Here is a 22411-nt window from a genome sequence, read left to right as displayed (position 1 = left end):
TGATAGAATATGATCGTATTTTAGTACGTTATGGTGAATTATCAACGAAAGGGAACAACCGCAAAGTGTTCGTTCGTCGATTAGAAAAAAGCGTCCGTCAACTGTTAAAAGATATGCCAGAAGTGCATATTTCCGCAGAGCGTGACCGCATGTTTATTACGTTGAATGGGGCCGATTATGCTGTTATCATGGAACGTTTACATTTGATTTTTGGCATTCAAAGTTACAGTCCTGTGATTAAAGTTGAGCGCGACATCGAGGCGATTAAAATGATGGCAGTCGCCTTGTTTAAACGTCATTTTACGGAAGGAAAAACATTTAAAGTGCGCACGAAGCGTGCCGACAAAACGTTCCCGTTCGATACGAACGATGTGAACCTCATGGTCGGAGATGCTATTTTTGATGCCTATAACGATGATGTTGAAGTGAGTATGCGTCAACCTGACATTGAAATTACCGTCGAAATTCGTCAAGAAGCAGCCTACCTCTCGAGCGAGACGGTAATGGGGCAAGGTGGCATGCCAGTGAGCTCAGCAGGTAAGGCGATGTTAATGCTCTCAGGTGGGATTGATAGCCCTGTAGCAGGTTATTTAGCGATGAAGCGTGGCGTTGAGATTGAAGCTGTTCACTTTTACAGCCCACCATATACAAGTGAACGTGCTAAACAAAAGGCAATTGACTTAACTCAAAAATTAACGCGCTATACAGGTGATATTAAAATTCACCTTGTACCATTTACTAAAATTCAAGAAACAATTAAACAACGGATTCCAGAAGGTTACATTATGACATCAACACGTCGTTTTATGATGCGGATTACAGATGAGTTGCGTCGTCAACATGGTGGTTTAGCCATCGTTAACGGTGAATCGCTTGGGCAGGTCGCTTCGCAAACGATGATGAGCATGTTAGCAATTAACGATGTGACATCAACACCGATTATTCGCCCGTTAATTACGATGGACAAAAATGACATTATTAAAATCGCTGAAGAAATTGATACGTTTGAATTATCAATTCAACCGTTTGAGGACTGCTGTACGATTTTCACTCCGAAACAACCGAAAACGCAACCACGACTCGATAAGGTTGAACGATTTGAGTCGAATGTCGATTTTGATACACTTATTGCGGAAGCACTTGCTAATGTCGAGACAGTCGTTGTTTCAATTGAATCGAATACAGGTGCAGACGATGCGTTCGAGGGCTTACTGTAAGCTGATATAATAGCGTACGTACTGAATTAATCGTATAATAAGAGGGTAGCAATTAAAGAGTGAGAGGATGATTATAAAGATGACAACATTTAAAGGCGGACAAGTCACGTTATTAGGTAATAAAGTAAAAGTGGGGGACAAAGCACCAGACTTTACAGTGATTGATAATGCAACGGCGCCAAAAACATTAGCTGATTATAAAGGGAAAGTGAAATTAATTGCAGCTGTTCCTTCAATCGATACAAGTGTTTGTTCACAAGAAAGTCGTCGTTTTAACGTCGATGGTGGCAGCTTAGAAAACACGGTCGTTTTAACAATTTCAAACGATTTACCATTTGCACAAAAACGTTGGTGTGCAGCAGAAGGTTTACCAAACGCAATTACGTTATCGGATCATAAAGATTTATCATTCGGAATGGCTTATGGCGTTGCGATTGAAGAGTTACGTTTACTTAGCCGTGCTGTTTTTGTGGTTAATGCAAACGATGAAATCGTTTATGTTGAGTATTTAGACGAGGTAACAGATCACCCTAATTACGAAGCAGCACTTGAAGCGGCTAAAAACGCTTAATTTACTTCAGAGTAAAAGTAAATGATGAAATGCCCCCTCGAAGTTCGGCTGAAAAGCTAATTTCGAGGGGGCATTTTTTTATGGCTTTAAAAAGCATCGTCAACGCAAGGGGAAATTAAACAGTTGAATGAAGATGGGATAAAGGATGCTCGTGATGTATTTTAAATGGTATCCGAATAGTAATTTTTCTTTAACAACAAATTAAGCTCAATATATATATAAAGAAGCAACTGATGTTTTCACAATGTAATGCAAGTTAAAATATGTTTTTTTTATGAATTTTTCGCAAGGAATAAAAACGTTGAAGGATATAACAAAAACGTAATAGGTTTGGCGTGTGTCGAAAACAGTGACAAAAACAACTAAATGAAAACGCTTTAAAAACAAGTGGTGCGGTGGGTTTGTGTGGGTGGTGTGAGCGGAACTGTTATAGTTTATTTATTTATCCGAATGATACACATATAATCAAAATGGTATGACTATGAAAGAAGGCGCTTGAAACAAGTTGAAAGAAACGGTTTAAACCAATGGGATTAATAGAAAAACACCACATTATCTGCTATTATTAGAGGTGAAGAAACACCATTAAATAGCAATACAGAAGGAATCTATACTAGTACAGATACTTTTTCTGTACTAGTTGTAAATCGGAGATGTCAGTTAATGGAGTTGAACGCAAGGATGGAAATTGAGTGGGCCATTTGTGAGGTTGAACCGTTTCAATTATGCCTGGCTGTGTCCAACAATCGCTTGGTGTTTGTTGGAGGCGATGCTAAAGGGGAAGCTGAGTTGTATCAATGGTTTCGTCAATCAAAAACGAAGGTGCATTATTGTTATAATCACTCCATCACTAAGGAGTATGCAACTCAACTAGAAGTTGCTTTGCGCGGAGAAGTAACGAGGCTGGTTGTTGAAATGTCGGGAACAGCTTTTCAACAGGCTGTGTGGTCAGCCTTACAAACAATTCCATACGGTGAAACGAGAAGCTATAGTGATATCGCGGCGCTGATTAACCGTCCGACAGCAACACGGGCAGTGGCAACAGCGATTGCCAAAAATCCGTTAACAATTTTGATTCCTTGTCATCGCGTGATAGCTAAAAATGGGCACCTCGCGGGTTATCGCGGTGGAATAGCGATGAAGAAACAGCTGTTGCACATCGAAGCGCAAAACAAAGGTATAATGTAGAGGCTAGCAAATCATTTATAGCGAAGTGAACTGAAAAAAGTGAACTTGCGTGGCTAGGCGTTACTCGATACAATATAAAGCGTATTGAGTCAGTAAAAAATAGGGGATGAATCAAATTATGTCAACAGAACAAACTTTCGAACAGCTATATGAGCAACTCAATCAAGTGATTGAAATGCTTAAAGGTGCACTTGGTACAACGTATTTAGAAGCCGTTTATCAAACGATTGAAAATATGTTTGAAGGGGAAATCAAGCAAGCTGAAGTGGCGCCAGAAACAGCGAAAACTTTATTAACAAGCTATCAAACAATTGATTTGGCGGATGTACCGGCTGAAGTCGTACGTCGTGCGTATCAATTGGTGTTGTTAAAAGGGTTACGTGAAGACAAAGTGCAAACTAATCATCAAATGACGCCTGATTCAATCGGTTTTATAATGGGGTACTTGGTTGATAAATTAACAGCTAAAACGAAAGAAGTGACCTTGTTTGATCCAGCGATTGGGACGGGAAATCTACTGATGACTGTGCACAATCAATTGAAGGCACGCGATGCGATTAACTTAGTCGGCGTTGAAGTCGATGATTTACTCGTGTCACTTGCGTATGCAGGTGCCAATTTACAAAGCACTCCAATTGAGTTAATGCACCAAGATGGCTTAGGCAACTTGTTGATTAATCCAGTGGATGCAGTTGTAAGTGACTTGCCCATCGGCTATTATCCAAATGATGAAGGGGCAAAAAGTTTCACCTTAAGAGAAAAAGAAGGGCATTCATTTGCTCATCTTTTGTTTGTCGAACAAGCCTTTAATTATTTAAAAGCAGATGGCTATGCAGTTCTTCTATTACCTTCTAATATTTTAGCAGGTGACGTTGGTAAGCGTTTAAACGCCTACCTCCAACAAGAGGGCAGCTTGGAGATGGTGTTGCAATTACCAGATTCATTGTTTGCTCAAAAAGAAGCTGTGAAAAGCATTATTGTCTTCAGAAAAAAAGGCAGTGTGGCTAAACCAGCCCACGATGTGTTAATCACACAGTTGCCTAATTTATCTGATGCTAAGAAAATGCTAGCTATTATTAAAAAATTGGAAGCGTGGTTTGAAAACACATAAAATATATCACGGAAGAGGTCGTATAATATGCATAAAATTATGGCAGTAAACGCAGGTAGCTCATCATTAAAGTTTCAATTATTTGAAATGCCAAGTGAAGATGTATTAGCAAAAGGTTTGATTGAACGTATCGGTATGAAAGATGCTGTTATTTCAATTAAAACACATACAGGCAAAAAACATGAGGAAGTTTCACACATCGCGGATCATGACCAAGCAGTAAAAATGATTTTAGAATTTTTAATTTCACTTGAAGTGGTTAAAAACCTCAAAGAAATTTACGGAACAGGTCACCGTATTGTTCATGGTGGTGAACAGTTTACTGGCGCAACAATTGTAACACCAAAAGTATTGGCTAAAATTGAACAGCTGGCAGAATTTGCGCCACTACACAACAAAGCTAATGCCACTGGTATTCGTGCGTTCCAAGAAGCAATTCCAACCGCTAAAACAGTTGCGGTATTTGATACAGCATTCCATCAAACAATGCCTCCAGCTTCATTCTTATACAGCATTCCTTACCGTTATTACCAAGAACATAAAATTCGTAAATATGGTTTCCATGGTACGAGTCATAAATATGTCTCACGTGAGGCTGCTAAATTTATGAACCGTGACTTAAAAGATTTACGTATTATTTCATGTCACTTAGGTAATGGTGCAAGTTTATGTGCGATTAAAGATGGTAAGTCAATCGATACAACAATGGGCTTCACACCGTTAGAAGGTTTAACGATGGGAACGCGTACTGGTAATATTGATCCAGCTGTTGTGCCATACATCATGGAAAAAGAAAACATGAGTGCGGCAGAAGTGATTGATGTCTTCAATAAAAAATCAGGTTTGTTAGGTATTTCTGAACTGTCGAGTGATTTACGAGATGTGACTTCGGCAGCTCAAGAAGGCAACTATCAATCAGGTTTAGCCTTATCAATCTTTATTAAACGGGTAAGAGAAACAATTGGAGCTTATGCTGTTGAGATGGGCGGCGTTGATGCCATAATATTCACTGCAGGTGTCGGTGAAAATAGTGTTATTGTACGAGAACAAGTGATTGATGGTTTACAATTTATGGATATTAAAGTTGATAAAAACTTAAATGAATCAAATGAAAACCGTGGGTCAACACGTTCAATCAGCTCATTCAATTCAAAAGTTGAAATCTTAGTGGTTCCAACCGATGAAGAAGTTGAAATTGCTCGTGACGTATTAAGTTTATCAAATCAAGGGTAATTAAAAAGAGCCTCATCTAAATAAATTAGATGAGGCTCTTTTTGTATTTGAAACGCTATTATAATTCTTCTTTAACGACTTCATCAAGATCAGAAGCTGTTCCTCGCACGATGAGAACGTCGCAAGGTGCGTGGCGGATAACGTATTCAGTTACACTACCAACGAGTAAACGTTCAACAGCATTAAGGCCCGTAGCTCCACACATAATTAAGTCGGCATTAAAACTCTTCGCTACCTCACGTGAGATAACTGTTTTAGGTGAGCCGTATTCGATATGAATTTCAACATGTTCAAGTCCGTTTTTGATAGCGACATCCTTGTATTCGCCTAATAACTTTTCGGCATACTCAGTAGCTTTATCTGTCATGGCGCCGTCGTACGATGTAACGGCAGAAAACGCGCGTGTATCAATCGCGTGTACAAGACCTAAGGTTGCGTTGTTTCGACGCGCTACCGCAGTTGCTTCTTTAAAAGCTTGTTCGGATGCTTTCGAACCGTCGATCGCTACTAAAATTCGTTTGTATGATAATGTCATGATGGATGTCCCCCTCAAATTTTAATCTTGTTCTACTTATAGTATACCCTTTAATTACTTATTTAAGCCCATGTCACAAAAAGTTCATAAAAAAGCCCCCTATCAAAAGATAGGAGGACTGAGCAATTTATTTAATTACTTTTTGTTTGCGTATTAATGAAGATTCTTTAGGGTTAGGAATCATTCCGTTCAATAATTGACGAAATTCATCATTGTTACGCGCTAAAATAACTTCTTTTTTAGAGTTATTTGTATAAATCATACAAGCACTTCCTTTCTTAAAGTACAACACTGCTAGTTAAATTTAACAATCGAATCAAGGCGGGTTCAATTATTAAAGCTCCGTATTAACCACGTGTAACAATAGTATATACCCACTAAGGCTAAAAGTAAACCATTATGTTTATAAATCACTATGATTATGACTTATATGAGAGGAAATGAAGTGAAAAAAGGTCTAATTATCTCTAGTGATAATGATTTTTTTGTGTAGGGATAAAGCACTGTTATTCTTTTGCTTTATCGACACAACGGCCAATCGCATCAATAACGGCATAACGGAAGTTGTGTTTTTCGAGTGTCTTTACAGCTTCGATAGTCGTTCCGCCAGGCGAACAGACCTGGTCTTTCAGTTCACCAGGGTGCAATTTTGAGACCTGCATTAATTTAGCACTTCCAATTAATGTTTGAGTCGCCATATCATAAGCCAGTTGACGAGGTAGGCCTTTTGCAACTGCGCCATCTGCTAATGACTCGATAAACATATCGATGAGGGCAGGAGCTGATCCAGCCAATGCCGCAGTAACGTCCATTAAGCGTTCTTCGATGACGACGGTTTGACCGAGCGGTGCAAATAAGGCTTCAACCGTTGCTAATTCGGCGGCTGAAACATTTTGATTAGGAACGATACTCATCATTCCTTCACCAACTGAAACAGGTGTATTAGGCATGATACGGACTAATTTGATAGCAGTCGATAACTGTTCTTCATATGAGGCGATGGTTAAGCTACCTGCTATTGTGATAATAAGTGTCTGTGGTGATTTGAGGAGTTCCGTTTTAATTTCAGCCAAGACGCTTGGCATAATAATCGGTTTAACACCTAACACTAAAATATCAGCCATGGCTGCTACATCCTTATTCGTTGTTAATTTGATACCTGTTTTTTGTTGCAGGGCTTTTGTACGGGGACCAGTTCCGCCAGACATGATGAAATTGGCTGCAGTCATAGTTGGTTGCGTAAGTAAGCCTTCAATAATTGCGCCGCCCATATTGCCGACACCGATAAATCCGAGTTGAGTCATGATAAATAACACACCTTTCGATTCTGAATATGCATTTACTGTACAGTTTTTCACAAAAGCTGTCTAGTTATTTGCCCGTCATAGGTGAAACATGCAATTTAGCTCAAAAACAGCTAAAATAAGAATGATAGTGAAAGGGTGACGAAATGGATCCGATTTTATCAGTAAAACATGTTCGTAAAATATATGGGACAAATGAAGCGGTCTCGACTGCAATTAATAGTATTTCATTCGATGTGCCAAAAGGTGAGTTTGTTGGAATTATGGGACCATCGGGTGCAGGAAAATCAACACTCCTAAATATTATGTCGACAATTGACGAGGCTTCAAGTGGTGATGTCTTTATTGAAGGCGTTGATATTACACAATTATCAGAAAAGAAAATGGCACAGTTCCGCAAAGAAAAACTTGGTTTCATCTTTCAAGAATATAATTTAATTGATACATTGACGGTGAAAGAAAATATTATTTTGCCGCTTACCATCATGAAACAGAAACGACAAATAATTGAAGCGAAGTTCCAACGGATTGTAAAGGCGTTTAGAATTACAGAGATGGCTGAGCGCTATCCGTCCGAACTGTCAGGTGGTCAGAAACAGCGAACAGCAGCGGCTCGGGCGTTCATTTCAAATCCAGCCGTGTTATTTGCCGATGAACCGACAGGGGCACTTGATTCAAATGCCTCGACACAGTTGCTCCAAATGCTCGAACAGGCGAATGAAGTCGAAAAAACGACAGTGTTAATGGTGACCCACGATGCTTATGCAGCGAGTTATTGTCAGCGAATCCTTTTTATTAAGGACGGGAGCATTTTTATTGAATTGTATAAGGGCGGTAAATCGCGCCAAGTGTTCTTGAAGAGTATCTTAGATGTGCTTGCAGTTATAGGAGGCGCTAACGATGATTTTTCGAATGGCCATACGTAACATTCGACGTAGCCTTAGTATCTATCGTGTTTATATGACAGCCTTAGTGTTTGCTACGACCGTTTATTATTTATTAGCGACATTAAAATACAATCAACAGCTCATGCGTTATTTTGATGTTAAAGGCTATGTTCAATTGGGCTTTAATATGTCAGCGGTCGTGCTCCTATTTGTTATGGCAATTTTGATTTTTTTCTCCAGCAATTATTTTTTCAAGGAGCGTCAACAGGAGTTAGGGATTTATTTTTTAATCGGGATGCGTAAATATCAAGTGCGCTTGTTAGTGTTTTTGGAAACCGTCTGTATTAGTAGTGTCGCCTTAATCGGCGGCTTTTTAGCAGGCATGTTTTTTTCACGCTTAGCGACAATGATATTATTTAAATTTATCGGATTGAATGAAACGACCGAGGTTGTGAATCATCATCTTGCCTTGCTTGAAACAGGTACGGTTTACGTTTCCTTGATTGTATTGGCTTCGTTGACAGGTCTATCACGCTTAAAACATTTTCCAATCATTCGTTTGAAGGAGAACAAAAAGAAGAGGGGTCATCTATGGCTCCGCTGGTTGTTAAGTATTTTAGGACTGGTAATGTTAGCGTCAGGCTACTATATCGCCTATGAGATAAAAGGAATCGATGGTCAGTTTATCGGCATCTCTTACTTGCTATGGATACCTTTGGTTACGATGCTTGTTAGTCTGGCGACGTATCTTATTATTCAATCGGTGATACCTACAGTTTTAGAGGGCGCTAGAGCACTGAAATTGTATAGTTATCATGGGATTAATATGATGTGGTTGTCACAACTAAGAGCACGAATGGGTTCCCAAGTGGTGATGATGACGACGATTACGCTATTGAGTGCAGTGACGATAACTTTTTTTTGTATCGTGAACAGTTTATTTATTTCCGAAAAAATCAAGGTCGATCAAAGCCCCATTATTAATTATCAAATCGTTAATCCAACAGCAAAATTGAGCGCAAACATTCTCGCAGGCATCGATAATAACAGTGTAGCGTTTAGTTTGAAAACGACATTAATAGAGGACGCTGTGAATGATGCAGCGAAAACCAAACCGTATCAATTATCGATTATTTCGTGGCAGACATATGCACAAATTAGTGAAACGTATCACTTTCCTGTCGGAGAGCAATTGCAAGGGGATGAAACAAAACTATTATTGGCTCAAGAAAATACTAAAGATGAGAGTAATACTACTCAGAAGTTAATACCGTATCAATTAAAGAAGCAGACGGTTAAGTTCGATGTTTCCAACGTAAGTGAACGGCAAAATGTGTTCAGTCGTTACGATGATTATTTAGTCGTGAGTCAACAAAAGTACAAGACGCTAAGTCGTGTGGTTACACCAACGTCGGTGTTGTATATCAAAATGAAAGCTCAGCAAGATAGCCCGCAGGTCGTTAAGACAATCAAACACGTGCTGAAAAACGCAGAAGATGTTTACCTCTATTCAGTTGAAGAAGATGCAAATTTCTTTAATTTAACTTTCGGTATTATTATGTATATAGGTATCTTTTTAGCGCTTGTGTTTATTGTGGCAACCGGCACGATTATTTACTTTAAACAAATGCTTGATGCCACCAAAGCTAAGCAAACATATCAGACTTTGTATCGTATGGGTGTGTCTTATGAAGAAATGCGCATGATTGTTATCAAGCAGTTAGGCTTCGTTTTCTTTATGCCATTGTTGTTAGCAATTGTCCATAGTTTGTTTGCCCTCAAGGCCTTTTATGCAATCATCGAGAGTTCGTTTGACCCGCTTATTTTAGGTAGTATCTTGTTGTATGCGCTGATTTATTTTGTCTATTATGTGATGGGAGTGCATCATTATTTAAAAATCGTCTGCCCACCCGAGATGCGCACAACTATTTAATTAAAGGAGTGAGACCATGAAAGTCTATGTTGTAGAAGATGATCCCGTTATTATTGAATCAATGGCCCTTAATTTAGGGCGTTGGGGTTTAGAGGTATTTAAGGTAACCGATTTTGAAAAAGTGTTAGAAGAATTTATTACAATTGAACCTCATTTTGTTATTTTAGATGTGACACTGCCGAAGTTTGACGGTTTTTATTGGTGTCGTCAAATGCGTGACATCTCGAAGGTACCGATTATTTTTATTTCATCACGTGATTCACAGATGGATCAAATTATGGGAATGAATATGGGGGCTGATTATTATATTGAAAAACCGGTCGATATGGATATTTTGATGGCACGAGTCAATGCCTTATTGCGCCGAGTGTATTCTTATAATGAGATTGCACAACCAGTCGTACTTGAACAAGATGGTTTAGTGTTACAGGTCGATACGAATGTAGTCAGCTATCAAGATGCCAAACAAGAGCTTACGAAAAATGAGTTTTTAATCCTCTACACACTGATGCAACAACGGCAAAAAATCGTATCACGTGATGAAATCATGAGAGTTCTATGGGAAGATGAAAGTTTTGTTGATGACAATACATTAACCGTTAATATCGTACGCTTACGAAAAAAACTGCTTGAAATTGGCATCAAAGACCGCATTCAAACGAAAAAAGGACAGGGTTATATGCTTAATTAATCGGAGGTGTCAATGTGAGTCTGTTGCATTATTTGAAAGAGAAAAAAAACTTTTTAGTATACACCAGCGTGCTTTTTACGGTTATTTCACTGTTTTTGATGACGCAACCTGGCAATCGGATGATGTTGACTGATTATCGTTATTTATGCTTAATATATATTGGTTTAACCTTGTTGTATTTAGTTAGCGATTATTTTAAAATGCGTCGCTTTTGGCGTGCGATTGAGGCAGTGATGTCACGCAATGAAACGATTGATAATATTGCAGCCTTGCCACGTGGTTACTCGACACAACAAAAATTATTTGTAAGGGCGCTAAAAAAGCAAGTGAATAATTATCATCGTTTTGTCGCCACGTCGATTGATAAAGATAAGGATAAACAAAATTTCGCGATGTACTGGGCTCACGAAATTAAAACACCGGTGATTGCCAGTAAGATGTTATTAGCGGATCATAAAGAGGTGCTACCAGAAAAAGTAAGGCAGCAGCTCGACTACCAATTGAATGAAGTCGATCGTTTGACGATGCAATCGCTCTATTTCGCACGATTGGATTCCTTTGAAGCGGATTATATTATAACAGAAGTTAATTTAGCGCGGATTATTAAAGATGTTGTTAAGCGTCAGGCAACGCTCTTTATAAGTAAAAAAATCAAGTTAACAATGACTGTGCCAGATGTATGGGTACGCTCTGATTCGAAGTGGTTGAGTTATGTGTGTGATCAAATCATTTCTAATGCAATCAAATATACACCTCCATCTGGTGAAGTGACCTGTTCAATTGAACAAAGAGATAATCATGTGAGTTTAAGCATCAGTGATAATGGTCCAGGCATTGCTAGCGAAGACCAACAACGAGTGTTTGATAAAGGATACACCGGCTCCTTAGGAAGAAGCAGCCATAAGGCTACAGGGATGGGGTTGTACTTAGCGAAACAAATGGCGCTGAAACTCGGACATGAGTTAAGCTTGAAGTCCGAACTTGGCAAGGGGACAAGCATCCAGATTATATTTGAGACGAAACCCCAGTATTTTATGCCAGAATAAAAGTGACAGCAACCGTTTAGAACTATCGAAATAGACTCGATATATTAAAATAGGCAAGACAGTGAATGAGCGACTGTCTTGCCTGTTTGTATGTAAGCTTCCTAAGATATGTTAGTTGGCTTGTTGTTGAAAGCTCTCTAATGCTTTGATTGTGTCAACGACCCGTTCTGGAGTAACGGGACTTGCTAAAAAGTGAATGCTTTCACCTGGTGCACAGGCACGTTGCGCAATCGTTAATAAAGCGTCGTCGTTTAGCTCAGAAAGGTTGAGATCAGCTAAGGTTTGAGGAAGCTTAAACTGCTCATAAAAAGGAGCTAGTTTAGTGATTTCGCTCCATTTATCCTCAAGTGCAAGTTGCACAAGCACACCGTAAGCGACTTTGAATCCGTGTAAAAAAACATGTGTTTCAGTTCGAGCGGTCAAGGCATCATGGATTGGATGGGCAGCAGCGGTGCGACCGTAATCATCGCCAAAACCGCCAACGAGTCCACCGGCCATGATGTTGGTTTCCATTACTTTGAGCCATGCATAACTGGGGTTCTTGTCACGCATATCAGTGACGGCCTGTTGGGCGAGAGCTAAAGGGATATCATGGCACTGTTGTGCAGCATAACGACATAAATCTAGCGCAAGACTCGGTTGTTCAACCTGCGATAAGATTGCATCAGCTTCATACCATTTGGCTAAGGTGTCGGCAATACCGGCAATGAAAAAAGCGATGGGTGAATCGATGACGACACGTGGCTCGACCAACAGTAAGGCTGTCTGTTGGGCGTAGACTTCAAAACCAGTTGAGCTACCGTCTTCAGTATAAAGGACGCTTAACGGTGTCCAAGCCGCACAATTACTTGCCATTGTCGGCAGTAAAATCACCGGGACATAGCCACTACGGAAACCGACAGCTTTAGCTGTATCCATCACTTTTCCACCACCTAAGCCGATAATAGCATCTGCTTGAGCCGCTTTGAAGAGTGTGAGTAACCGTGTGATTTCAATGTCAGAGCATTCACCGTTAAATTGCACAGTAATAACCTCTATATTGCCGAATTCAGGTAAAAAGGGTGCGGCTACACGATAGGCATTTTCACCATGCAAGATCAGTACCTTTTTGATAAAACGTTCCGCTAGTTTGCCCGGAAGCTGTGCATAAGCGCCTTCCTGGCATAAATATTCTTGTGGTGCTGGTCGGAGTGTAAGGTTCATCGTCACGTTAAAGCACCTCTCTTTCTGAAGTGTAATGATTGATTAAAAAATCTTTGAACAGCTGTTCGCTCGGAGAAAGACGACGTTGGAGGGTGAAACCAATTCCGACAGTCCGGGTTAAGCTTGGGTTTTCAATTGTTAAAATATGAGAGTCGTTTGAATGAGCATCGGCTAAAATGATTTCAGGTAAAATAGCAATGCCTAAACCGGCTTCGACAAGGCCATTAATCGTGTGTAAATCAGCACTTTGGAAAATAATATCCGGTTTAAAACCGACACTTTCACAGGCGTTAATGATGTCGGTATAAAGTGAAAAGGTTTCAGGAAAAAAAACGAATTTTTCGTTTTTTAAATCGACTAAGTTAATTGTTGTTCGTCTGTTTAAAGGATGATTTTTAGGAACGACAAGTTTTAGTTTTTCTTCAAAGAAGGTAAAAGTGTCGACTAAGGTTGTTTGCTCAGGCAAAGGTGAAAAAAAGGTTAAGTCCAAATTGCCACTTAACAAATTCTCATTTAATTCCTTGTTTGACCCCTCAACAAATTGATAATTAACGTCGGGGTATTGCCGACGAAATGAAGAGATTAACTTTGGCACAAGGTTCGTAGCTAAAGATGTCGGGAACCCAATCTTAACGGTGCCAATTTCGGGATTGGCATACTCAGACACGATATTGGTTGCCTTGTTTAATTCATTCAAGGCAATCTTGACTTGAGCTAAATAAAGCTCGCCAATTTTTGAAAGGTGTAAATTACGGCCCATGCGATTAAAGAGGGCGACACCAAGTTCATCTTCTAAGTTAGTAATTTGGCGGCTAATGGCAGATTGTGCCACGTGTAGTTGCTCGGATGCTTTTGTCATATGTTCAAACTTAGCGACCTCGACAAAGTAATGCAATTGGCGTAATTCCAAAATATATCCCTCCAATGAAAATCGATTAATTATATACATGCTATCGCAAAAAAGCATAACTGACTAGTGTTTTTTGCAAATTAACAGTAATTTATTTGAAAATTCAAATAAATAAAAAAGAAGAGAACGGGTCTTCGCTTAAGAAACTAATGCAATCTAAGGTGCTTTCTGTCATAATAAAAGAGAAGAATTGAGCAAAGAAAGGTTGTTATTTTTAAATGAATCAATCAAATTGGCCGAAAGAATGGCAAGATAAATGGGTAGAATTAGGATATAGTGAAGCAACACCCATTCAACAACAAAGTTATGAGCCACTAATGTCAGGTAAAGATGTCGTTGGCCAAGCACCAACGGGCACTGGTAAAACACTTGCATTTGCATTAGGGCATCTTGAACGAATTACAACTGAGAAAAAGAGTCAATGGCTCATACTAGCACCATCACAAGAACTTGTCGTTCAAATTGCAGATGTAATCCGTCCGTTTTTATTAACGGGACAAACGATGACAACACTGGGCGGCGGAGCCAATATTAAACGTCAGCTCGAAAAATTAAAGAAAAAGCCGAATGTGCTTGTAGGGACACCAGGTCGTGTGGCCGAATTAATCAAGCAAAAGAAATTAAAAATGCATGAAATCAACTATATTACAATTGATGAAGCCGATGTTTTATTAACTGAAGAACACGAAGCAACAACAGTCTTTATCTGTCAGTCAGCCAATCGTGATCGTCAAATCAGTCTGTTTTCAGCGACGACATCAGATCGGTTAGATGAATTTTTTGCCAACGTTGAAAGCGTTGAGCAAGTGGAAGTTGTGGCAGGTGATGCGAAGATGCCTGATTCGATTACGCATGTTTATATTCAGTCAAACCCACGAGATAAAGTGAAAACATTATATCGCCTTGCTCAAATTGAGGGCATGAAAGCAATTGTTTTTGTCAATACGATTGGACGACTCAATACGATTTATGAAAAATTGAACTTTGATGGATTGAAAATCTCAGCTTTACACAGTGATCTTTCTAAAATTCAACGTCAAGAATCAATCCGAGATTTCAAAAAAGGTGAGACAGCTTTATTATTAGCAACAGATGTTGCCGCACGTGGGATTGATTTGCCCAATCTGCCTGCGATTATTCAATTCGATTTACCAAAAAGTTTAACACAATATGTTCACCGTAGTGGTCGTACTGGCCGAATGGGCGAACCAGGTGCTGCTATAAGTATCGTAACGGATCGCGAGGCACGTGAATTAAAACAAATGGTCAAAGAAAATGATGTTGAAATGATCGAGAAACTAGTGAAGTTCGCACATTTAGTTGATCCTAAAAATTAATAAAAGGGGCGAGTGATGATGATTGATTTGATTGTTTTAATCTTCGTCATGTTAATAACGAGCTTTGGTATTTACTTTAGCACTTTACCGTTTGTTCCAGATATAATGATTAATGCACTTTGGGCTTTTTTTATCCTTTATCTGATTGTACGGATGGTATGGGGGAAATTTTCGCGTAATCGTGAAGTGACCGTGGTCTTGTTTACACTAGCTTGGGTTATTATCACGTATGTTATCGCGTATTTCATTTGAAAAGGACAGTAAGACTATATTAAGGGAGTATACTAACATGATTAAAGAAACATTAGAAACAATTGCACAGTGGGTTAACGGAACAATTGAAGGTGACCAGGCAACTGAGGTTAAAGGGATATCGTTTGATACACGTAAAATTAGCCGTGGCAACTTATTTATTCCATTTGTAGGTGAGCGCGATGGTCATGCTTTTGTCGTGGATGCTTATCAAAAAGGAGCTGTGGCAGCCTTATGGCAGGTCGATTCAGAGGCTAATAAGCCCGAGGGATTGCCAATCATTTTAGTCGAAGATACGTTGGTTGCATTACAAACGTTAGCCTCAGTCTATTTGCAACAGGTGAATCCGAAGGTGATTGGTATTACGGGTAGTAATGGTAAGACAACAACCAAGGACATGTTGGCGAACGTATTGGCAACGACCTATCGTGTGCATAAAACACAAGGGAACTATAATAACCATATTGGTGTGCCGTTTACGATTTTGAATATGCCGTATACGACAGAAGTGTTGGTGCTTGAAATGGGCATGAATCATGCGGGTGAAATTGCAGTGTTAACTAAAATCGCCCAGCCTGATATTGCGATTATAACGAACATCGGCGAAGCCCACCTCGAATTTTTAAAATCGCGTGGTGGTATTGCTGATGCTAAACTTGAAATTGCCGAGGGATTAACTGCTGAAGGGGTGCTTATTTATCCAGATGATCCATTACTAACAGAGCGTCTCATGGGAAACACGCCATTTGAGCGTCAACATTTTGGTGTATCTGAAAATAATGCTATCTATCCAACTGCAATAACAGCCTTAATGACGGCAACTGAATTTAAAACATCGTTAACAGCTAATACAGAATTTCACGTGCCAATTGTTGGTGTGCATAACGTTTATAACGCCTTGGCAGTCATTTTGGCCGCTCGTCGTTTAGATGTAGCTGCTGATGAGATTAAAGCGGGATTAGCAATTGTCGATCGAACAGCTGACCGACTCGAATGGATAGATGGTACAAAAGGTATTAAAATTTTAAGTGATGTTTACAATTCAAGTCCAACGGCATTGAAAGCAGTGCTTGAAACATTTGCACAAATACAATCAGATCGTCGCAAAGTTGTTGTTGTGGCTGATATGCTAGAATTGGGTGCTCAAGCGCCGATGTTACATGCAGGTATTGCCGATTCACTAACACCCGCTATTGATGAGGTATTTGCCTATGGACCATACATGTCGTACTTTAGTGAGGCTGCTAAATCACTCTTATCTCCAGAAAAAGTACATTATTTTACTGATTTAACAAAATTAACAGCTGCCTTACAGGACTCGCTCGTTGGTGATGAGCTCCTGCTGTTTAAAGGGTCTAATTCGATGAAGTTGAATCAAGTGGTCGCTAAGCTAACTGATGAGGCATCATCTAATTAAGTGAATGTTGTTGTCACAATGGCTTCGCTTATTTTTAAATTAAAAAAGTGCTCTTTTGGGACTTTTGCTACACTTGCGACACACTGTGAAAACAGTGTGTTTTCTTTCATTTTGAAGCTGTAAATTAATGAAAGAAAATAACGAATGTGTCAAAAAATGAACGAAACTATTTGAAATATTAAACTGTACGTGTTATTATTAAACTAGATTAGTAAGCCGAGCTAATTAAGGCGAGGGCTTTTTGAGTGAATATTAGTTTATAAGTAGTTACTGTGAGACACACTTGCTTGGTACGCAATACTAGACCAGGCTTTTATTATGGATAAAACTAAGACTGTAAAAAAACAGTGACAATTGTAGAAGAGATCATACAGAAGCTCTCCTGAATAGATGGTTAAACACCAATTTTGTTTCACAAAGGAGAAGAAGATATTGACTAAATTTTCAGAACTAGGTTTAGATGAAAACGTATTAAAATCAGTAGAACGCATGGGGTTTGAAGAAGCAACACCAATTCAAGCGAAAACAATCCCACTTGCAATTGCAGGTAAAGATTTAATTGGACAAGCACAAACAGGTACAGGTAAAACTGCTGCCTTTGGTTTACCACTTATCCAAAAAATCGATCCTAAAAACGACAGCGTGCAAGCAATCATTATTGCACCTACTCGTGAATTAGCGATTCAAGTTGCAGAAGAACTTTACAAATTAAGCTATGACAAACGTGCACGCGTTTTATCTGTTTACGGTGGTAGCGACATTGGTCGTCAAATCCGTTCATTGAAAAAAAACCCACAAATCGTTGTTGGTACACCGGGACGTGTGTTAGACCATATTCGTCGTAAAACATTGAAATTACAAAACGTTGAAACTGTTGTAATGGATGAAGCAGATGAAATGTTAAACATGGGATTCATTGATGATATCGAAACAATCTTAAGTGAAATTCCAAAAGAACGTCAAACATTACTTTTCTCAGCAACAATGCCTGATCCGATTCGTCGTATTGCGGAACGTTACATGCAATCGCCAGAAATTGTTCGTGTTGCAGCTAAAGAGATGACTGCTTTATTAATTGAACAATTTTACGTGAAAGTTCAAGAAAAAGAAAAATTCGAAGCATTAGTACGCCTCTTAGATGTACAAGCTCCGAAATTATCAATCATCTTTGGTCGTACAAAACGTCGTGTTGATGAAGTTTCTCGTGCATTAGACATGCGTGGCTTTAACGCTGAAGGTATTCATGGTGATTTAACACAAGCGAAACGTTTAAGTGTTTTACGTAAGTTTAAAGAAGGAAAAATCGATATCTTAGTTGCAACCGATGTAGCAGCTCGTGGATTAGATATTTCTAACGTTACTCACGTTTATAACTTTGATATTCCGCAAGACCCAGAATCATATGTTCACCGTATCGGCCGTACAGGTCGTGCAGGTAAAGAAGGTATGGCTGTAACTTTCGTCTCTCCTCGTGAATTAGGCTACTTACGTATTGTTGAACAAACAACTAAAAAACGTATGACACCTCTTGCTCCACCAAGTGAAGATGAAGCATTCACAAGCCAATTAACACAATCAGTTGAAACAGTAATGGAAAAAGTGCGTGAAGGTAAATTAGAAAACTTTGTTGCATCTGCTCGTGATTTATTAGAAAACGTGTCAGCAGAAGATGCTGTAGCAGCGATGTTAGCATTAGTAACTAAAACACCAGATCAAACACCAGTACATATTACTGAAGAACGTCCATTACCTAACCGTGGTGGCGGACGTGGCGGCAGCGGCGGCGGTTACAAAGGTAAACGCAGCAGTGGCGGTGGCAGTAAAGGCGGTTACAAAGGTAACGGTGGCGGTAATCGTCGCAGTTCAGGTGAACGTTCTAAAGATGGTGGCGCTCGTCGTGAACGTCCAGCCGGCGGTAACGGTGGCGGATCTCGTCGCAGTTCAGGTGAACGTAGCTCATTCAAAAAATAAGCACAATCAAGAAAACCAATTCGTTGGTTTTCTTTTTTTTTGACTAAGATAGTTGTGAAATAAGCAGACCTCCATTACACTGAAAGAAAGGGTAGGTGTGTTATGCAACAACAAAAATTACCACTAACGATTCGTAAGGTGTGGCGTCAAGTCACTTATATTAACAGTTCGGTTATTATCGGATTGACAGGTCTATATTTAATGTTAGCAATGTTCTTCCACTGGAGTTGGCTCTTTAGTTTAATTGGTGTAGTCCTCATTATCTATCAATTATTTGTCAAAGAAATGTTTATTAATAAGTGGCGGTGGGCGCGCTTTAGTTATAGTATTTATGATGAAGAAATTGAAATTGTGACAGGTGTTATATTTAGAAGTGAGGAACTGATTCCGATGATTCGTATCCAACATGTTGAAACAAATCAAGGACCACTATTACGAAAGCAACAATTGAAAGAAGTGCATATTTATACAGCAGCCTCGACGCATATAATACCTGGTTTAGCTGAGGAGAGTGCGACTCATTTACAGGCGAAAATTATTGAACGTGTAAAGGTGGCGACAGAAGATGTCTAATGAAGTTAAGGCATCAAGAAGGGAACACCCGATTCAACTTGTAATGATTATAGTGAAATACTGTAAAGATTTTTGGTTTCCGATGCTTTTTATGGGCGTCTATAGTATGTTTGAAGGGAAATTGAGTTGGACAAATTGGCGTTTGTATGTTGTGCTTGTATTATTTAGTGTTTTAGTGTGTCAACTACTCCAGTATTTTTTTAGGCGTTTTTATATCAATGAAGATGGGGTAGGCTATTATGAAGGGATTTTTTTTAAAGAACATATCTTCATGCCTTATGAACGAATGCAAGCAATTGATGATAAACAATGGTTTTTTTATCGTCCGTTTAAGGTCTGTGAAGTTCAAATTCATGTAGCAGGAACCGAAAAAACACTGACGTTGCATGCAATTAAAGTCACGGAAGCAGTTGAGATAAAGCAACGACGAACGAACAATTTTGGCGTGATTGATGTCAACGATGAAACGGAAGGGAATTCGGTTATCGAACAGGCGAAGTGGACAGTTGAATTATCGGTGTATCATACCGTCTTGGAAGCGGTTTTATCGCTAAAAACCTATGTCGGTATGTTTGTGTTGCTCAGTTTTATCACACAAGTAAGTGAATATTATGATAGTCATCAATTGGAGGCGTCGGTTTCAAAAATTATTTCTCTCGGTTTTTTTGTGATTGTTATCGTTGTGATGGGGGCATTTATCATCAGCACACTACTAGGGATACTAATGAAGTTAATCCGTCATTACCACTTTATCGTGTCAGGGTTCGCGGATTATTTTGTCATTGAACGAGGTTTGTTTCAACGTCATCGGACCACGATTAATCATGCAAAAATACAAGCGTACACTTTAAAACATAATTGGCTAATGCACTTGTTAGGTTATACGAGCATCAGAGTTATACAAGCAGGTGACGACACCGAAAGTAGCAATTTAATCATGCCTTTAATAAAAAAAGACGAGCTAAGTGTTTTTTTTGAAAAGATAGCGCCTAATAATATCTTTCCAATAGTAGAAAAAGGGCTTGCTCCAAAGGCTTCTTTGCGGTTGTTTTTGACGAGGGTTGTCTGGATAATTATCCCGATTATGGCTGTGATGTTTGTTATTTCATTTAAATATGCTGTGTATCTCTTAATTATTCCAGTTGTTCTTGGGGTGAAATGTCGGATTGAGCAGAAACATAGTGGTTATAATCTAGCGGAGCACGTACTTGTATTTCAGATGATTCGTTTGTGGGGTGTTGAAGTGGTTTATACCGAAAAAAAGCGAGTGCAATCTTTGGTGCATCGTCAATCGGTTTGGATGAAGCAATCAGGTCTATCTCATCTGACGATAACTTTGGCGGAACAAGGGGCGTATCAGCTACGACTAAACTATTTAAAAAATACAGATGCTGAAAAAATCTATTTTTGGTTTCGCCGTAAATCCTAACAGATGTGCTAAATCAGTCGTTTAATCGTAACGAGCTATGTTAGAATAAGTGTATATTATGTAGAAAAGAAGGTATGAGATGATTTTTGGAATTGGAATAGATACAGTTGATTTAAATAGAATAGCAACCTTATTACAAAAAAATGACCGTTTTCTTAATCGAATTTTAACCGCTGCTGAAACGTCGGCCTATCGTCAATTAAAACAAACACGTGCGATTGAATTTGTCGCGGGCCGTTTTGCTGCTAAAGAGGCTTTTTCAAAAGCGTATGGCACAGGGATTGGGCCGGAATGCTCCTTTCAAGATATCGAAATATTAAACACAATGAATGGCAAACCAATTGTAACTCATCCCTTTGAATTGAAAGCGTTTGTTTCGATTACGCATACCGACACAGTAGCGATGGCACAAGTTATTTTAGAAGAGAGGGACTAATAGATGGAACCAGCATTACACCGTAACACTTGGCTTGAAATTAACACAACAAATATTTGTTACAACATTAAACAGCAACAAAAACAATTGCCGCCAGGAACCGTTATCTTTGCAGTCGTGAAAGCTAATGGCTATGGTCATGGTGCAGTTGAAGTAGCCCGTACAGCAATCAAGGCAGGTGCGAAAGGTTTATGTGTGGCAGTTCTAGATGAGGCATTATCACTAAGAGCTGCCCGAATTACAGTTCCTATCTTAGTATTGGCTCCAATTAGAGCAGAAGATGTGGCACTTGCTCAGTTGAAGGACATTAGTGTGCCGATAACAAGTGCTGAGTACTGGCAGAAACTCGTGCCGTTTATCAGCGCTGAGAAGCCGTTAAAAGCGCACCTCGTGATAGATTCCGGCATGGGCCGAATTGGAGTGCGGACCGCGACAGAGTTATCGAGCTTAGAACAACAGATTCGACAAGAAACGTTTGTCGAACTTGAAGGAGTCTTTACTCATTTTGCGACGGCAGATCAATTAAACCAAGTATACTTTAACCGTCAACTAAGGGTGTTTGAAGAAATGGTAGCAGTGCTAAAAGAACGACCTCTCTATGTACATTGCTCTAATAGTGCAACCGCCTTACTCCATTCACAGTTGCAACAGTCAAGTGTCCGCTTAGGTATTGGTATGTACGGCTTATCACCATCGCCCGAAATTGTTGAGGCATTACCCTATCAGTTACGACCAGCCTTAAGCTTATATTCGCAATTAATTCATGTTAAATGGGTTGAGGGTGGGGAAACGATTGGTTACGGTGCGACTTATACAGTTAAAGCACCGGGTGAATGGATTGGGACGATTCCGATTGGTTATGCAGACGGTTGGTTGCGTGATCGAACAGGTAGTCAAGTGATTGTCGCTGATCAATTCTGTGAAATCGTCGGACGTGTTTGTATGGATCAATGTATGATTCGGTTACCGCAACGCTATCCATTGCAAACGAAGGTGACCCTAATTGGACAAGATAAAACGAAACAGCTGACGGCTGATGATGTAGCTCATTATACAGATACAATCAATTATGAAATCATTTGTTTACTGAGTGATCGCATACCACGTGTTTATACTGAATAAAGTCGTAGGCTTGATGAGTTCGTGTGGAGAAGGACCAACTTCGGC

The 22411-nt window shown here is 39.4% G+C and carries 22 protein-coding genes; 17 read left to right on the top strand and 5 right to left on the bottom strand.

What is annotated here, in order from left to right; translation table 11 throughout:
* Positions 1-2: 2 nt before the first annotated feature.
* The 5 genes from thiI to ACJYYY_RS09125 all read left to right on the top strand — a co-directional run bounded on the left by thiI (position 3) and on the right by ACJYYY_RS09125 (position 5320).
* Positions 3-1217, top strand: coding sequence for a tRNA uracil 4-sulfurtransferase ThiI (thiI, locus tag ACJYYY_RS09145; RefSeq protein WP_035314271.1), 1215 nt, complete (start codon positions 3-5; stop codon positions 1215-1217).
* Between the two features lie 73 nt (positions 1218-1290).
* Positions 1291-1788, top strand: a complete 498-nt coding sequence (gene tpx, locus ACJYYY_RS09140; protein WP_156921149.1) for a thiol peroxidase — start codon at positions 1291-1293, stop codon at positions 1786-1788.
* A 681-nt stretch (positions 1789-2469) separates the two neighbouring features.
* Entirely contained in the window at positions 2470-2976 is a 507-nt protein-coding gene (locus ACJYYY_RS09135) for a methylated-DNA--[protein]-cysteine S-methyltransferase (protein WP_269479267.1), read from the top strand.
* Positions 2977-3094: 118 nt separating this feature from the next.
* Entirely contained in the window at positions 3095-4087 is a 993-nt protein-coding gene (locus ACJYYY_RS09130) for a class I SAM-dependent methyltransferase (protein ID WP_035314215.1), read from the top strand.
* Between the two features lie 27 nt (positions 4088-4114).
* Positions 4115-5320, top strand: a complete 1206-nt coding sequence (locus tag ACJYYY_RS09125; RefSeq protein WP_035314217.1) for an acetate kinase — start codon at positions 4115-4117, stop codon at positions 5318-5320.
* 58 nt (positions 5321-5378) lie between these two features.
* On the opposite strand, the gene ACJYYY_RS09120 is transcribed toward ACJYYY_RS09125, so the two are convergent.
* The 3 genes from ACJYYY_RS09120 to proC form a co-directional block, all read right to left on the bottom strand.
* Positions 5379-5855: a universal stress protein gene (locus ACJYYY_RS09120; RefSeq protein ID WP_035314219.1), complete on the bottom strand. Its 477-nt coding sequence runs from the start codon at positions 5853-5855 to the stop codon at positions 5379-5381.
* Positions 5856-5982: 127 nt separating this feature from the next.
* A complete protein-coding gene (locus tag ACJYYY_RS09115) occupies positions 5983-6117 on the bottom strand; it encodes a hypothetical protein (protein ID WP_269479268.1) in 135 nt (44 codons plus the stop codon).
* A 244-nt stretch (positions 6118-6361) separates the two neighbouring features.
* Positions 6362-7159, bottom strand: coding sequence for a pyrroline-5-carboxylate reductase (gene proC, locus ACJYYY_RS09110; protein WP_035314221.1), 798 nt, complete (start codon positions 7157-7159; stop codon positions 6362-6364).
* A 146-nt stretch (positions 7160-7305) separates the two neighbouring features.
* On the opposite strand from proC, the gene ACJYYY_RS09105 reads away from it, so the two are divergent.
* From ACJYYY_RS09105 to ACJYYY_RS09090, 4 genes are read left to right on the top strand one after another with little or no spacing between them, the layout of a single operon-like run.
* A complete protein-coding gene (locus tag ACJYYY_RS09105) occupies positions 7306-8085 on the top strand; it encodes an ABC transporter ATP-binding protein (protein ID WP_035314223.1) in 780 nt (259 codons plus the stop codon).
* Complete coding sequence (locus ACJYYY_RS09100) at positions 8060-9979, top strand: FtsX-like permease family protein (protein ID WP_408868850.1); 1920 nt, start codon at positions 8060-8062, stop codon at positions 9977-9979. Before ACJYYY_RS09105 ends, ACJYYY_RS09100 begins: the two co-directional genes overlap by 26 nt.
* A gap of 16 nt (positions 9980-9995) precedes the next feature.
* Positions 9996-10670: a response regulator transcription factor gene (locus ACJYYY_RS09095; RefSeq protein ID WP_035314230.1), complete on the top strand. Its 675-nt coding sequence runs from the start codon at positions 9996-9998 to the stop codon at positions 10668-10670.
* Between the two features lie 14 nt (positions 10671-10684).
* Complete coding sequence (locus ACJYYY_RS09090; RefSeq protein ID WP_408868849.1) at positions 10685-11716, top strand: sensor histidine kinase; 1032 nt, start codon at positions 10685-10687, stop codon at positions 11714-11716.
* Between the two features lie 111 nt (positions 11717-11827).
* On the opposite strand, the gene ACJYYY_RS09085 is transcribed toward ACJYYY_RS09090, so the two are convergent.
* Both ACJYYY_RS09085 and ACJYYY_RS09080 read right to left on the bottom strand, forming a co-directional pair.
* Entirely contained in the window at positions 11828-12919 is a 1092-nt protein-coding gene (locus ACJYYY_RS09085; protein WP_232217923.1) for an iron-containing alcohol dehydrogenase family protein, read from the bottom strand.
* A 7-nt stretch (positions 12920-12926) separates the two neighbouring features.
* Positions 12927-13829 (bottom strand): LysR family transcriptional regulator, encoded by a 903-nt coding sequence (locus ACJYYY_RS09080; RefSeq protein ID WP_035314234.1) that lies wholly within the window; start codon positions 13827-13829, stop codon positions 12927-12929.
* Positions 13830-14047: 218 nt separating this feature from the next.
* Between ACJYYY_RS09080 and ACJYYY_RS09075 the strand changes: the two genes are divergently transcribed.
* The 8 genes from ACJYYY_RS09075 (at position 14048) to alr (ending at position 22366) form a co-directional block, all read left to right on the top strand.
* A complete protein-coding gene (locus ACJYYY_RS09075; protein ID WP_035314236.1) occupies positions 14048-15166 on the top strand; it encodes a DEAD/DEAH box helicase in 1119 nt (372 codons plus the stop codon).
* Between the two features lie 15 nt (positions 15167-15181).
* Positions 15182-15418: a hypothetical protein gene (locus ACJYYY_RS09070; protein ID WP_035314238.1), complete on the top strand. Its 237-nt coding sequence runs from the start codon at positions 15182-15184 to the stop codon at positions 15416-15418.
* Positions 15419-15455: 37 nt separating this feature from the next.
* A complete protein-coding gene (gene murF, locus ACJYYY_RS09065; protein ID WP_035314240.1) occupies positions 15456-16835 on the top strand; it encodes a UDP-N-acetylmuramoyl-tripeptide--D-alanyl-D-alanine ligase in 1380 nt (459 codons plus the stop codon).
* A 432-nt stretch (positions 16836-17267) separates the two neighbouring features.
* Complete coding sequence (locus ACJYYY_RS09060; protein ID WP_035314242.1) at positions 17268-18806, top strand: DEAD/DEAH box helicase; 1539 nt, start codon at positions 17268-17270, stop codon at positions 18804-18806.
* A 102-nt stretch (positions 18807-18908) separates the two neighbouring features.
* The gene (locus ACJYYY_RS09055) at positions 18909-19379 is read left to right on the top strand and encodes a PH domain-containing protein (protein WP_035314244.1); all 471 of its coding nucleotides are present in this window, start codon (positions 18909-18911) and stop codon (positions 19377-19379) included.
* A complete protein-coding gene (locus ACJYYY_RS09050) occupies positions 19372-20808 on the top strand; it encodes a PH domain-containing protein (RefSeq protein WP_408868848.1) in 1437 nt (478 codons plus the stop codon). The genes ACJYYY_RS09055 and ACJYYY_RS09050 overlap by 8 nt, the downstream gene beginning before the upstream one ends.
* Before the next feature lie 79 nt (positions 20809-20887).
* Entirely contained in the window at positions 20888-21244 is a 357-nt protein-coding gene (gene acpS / locus ACJYYY_RS09045) for a holo-ACP synthase (protein WP_408868847.1), read from the top strand.
* 3 nt (positions 21245-21247) lie between these two features.
* Positions 21248-22366: an alanine racemase gene (gene alr, locus ACJYYY_RS09040; protein WP_035314251.1), complete on the top strand. Its 1119-nt coding sequence runs from the start codon at positions 21248-21250 to the stop codon at positions 22364-22366.
* The last annotated feature ends 45 nt before the right edge of the window (positions 22367-22411 follow it).

This window comes from Brochothrix campestris (assembly GCF_046058945.1).
Classification (GTDB): domain Bacteria; phylum Bacillota; class Bacilli; order Lactobacillales; family Listeriaceae; genus Brochothrix; species Brochothrix campestris.
The sequence above is the reverse complement of the archived record's forward strand: the minus strand, read 5'-3'. Positions and strand labels throughout refer to the sequence as shown.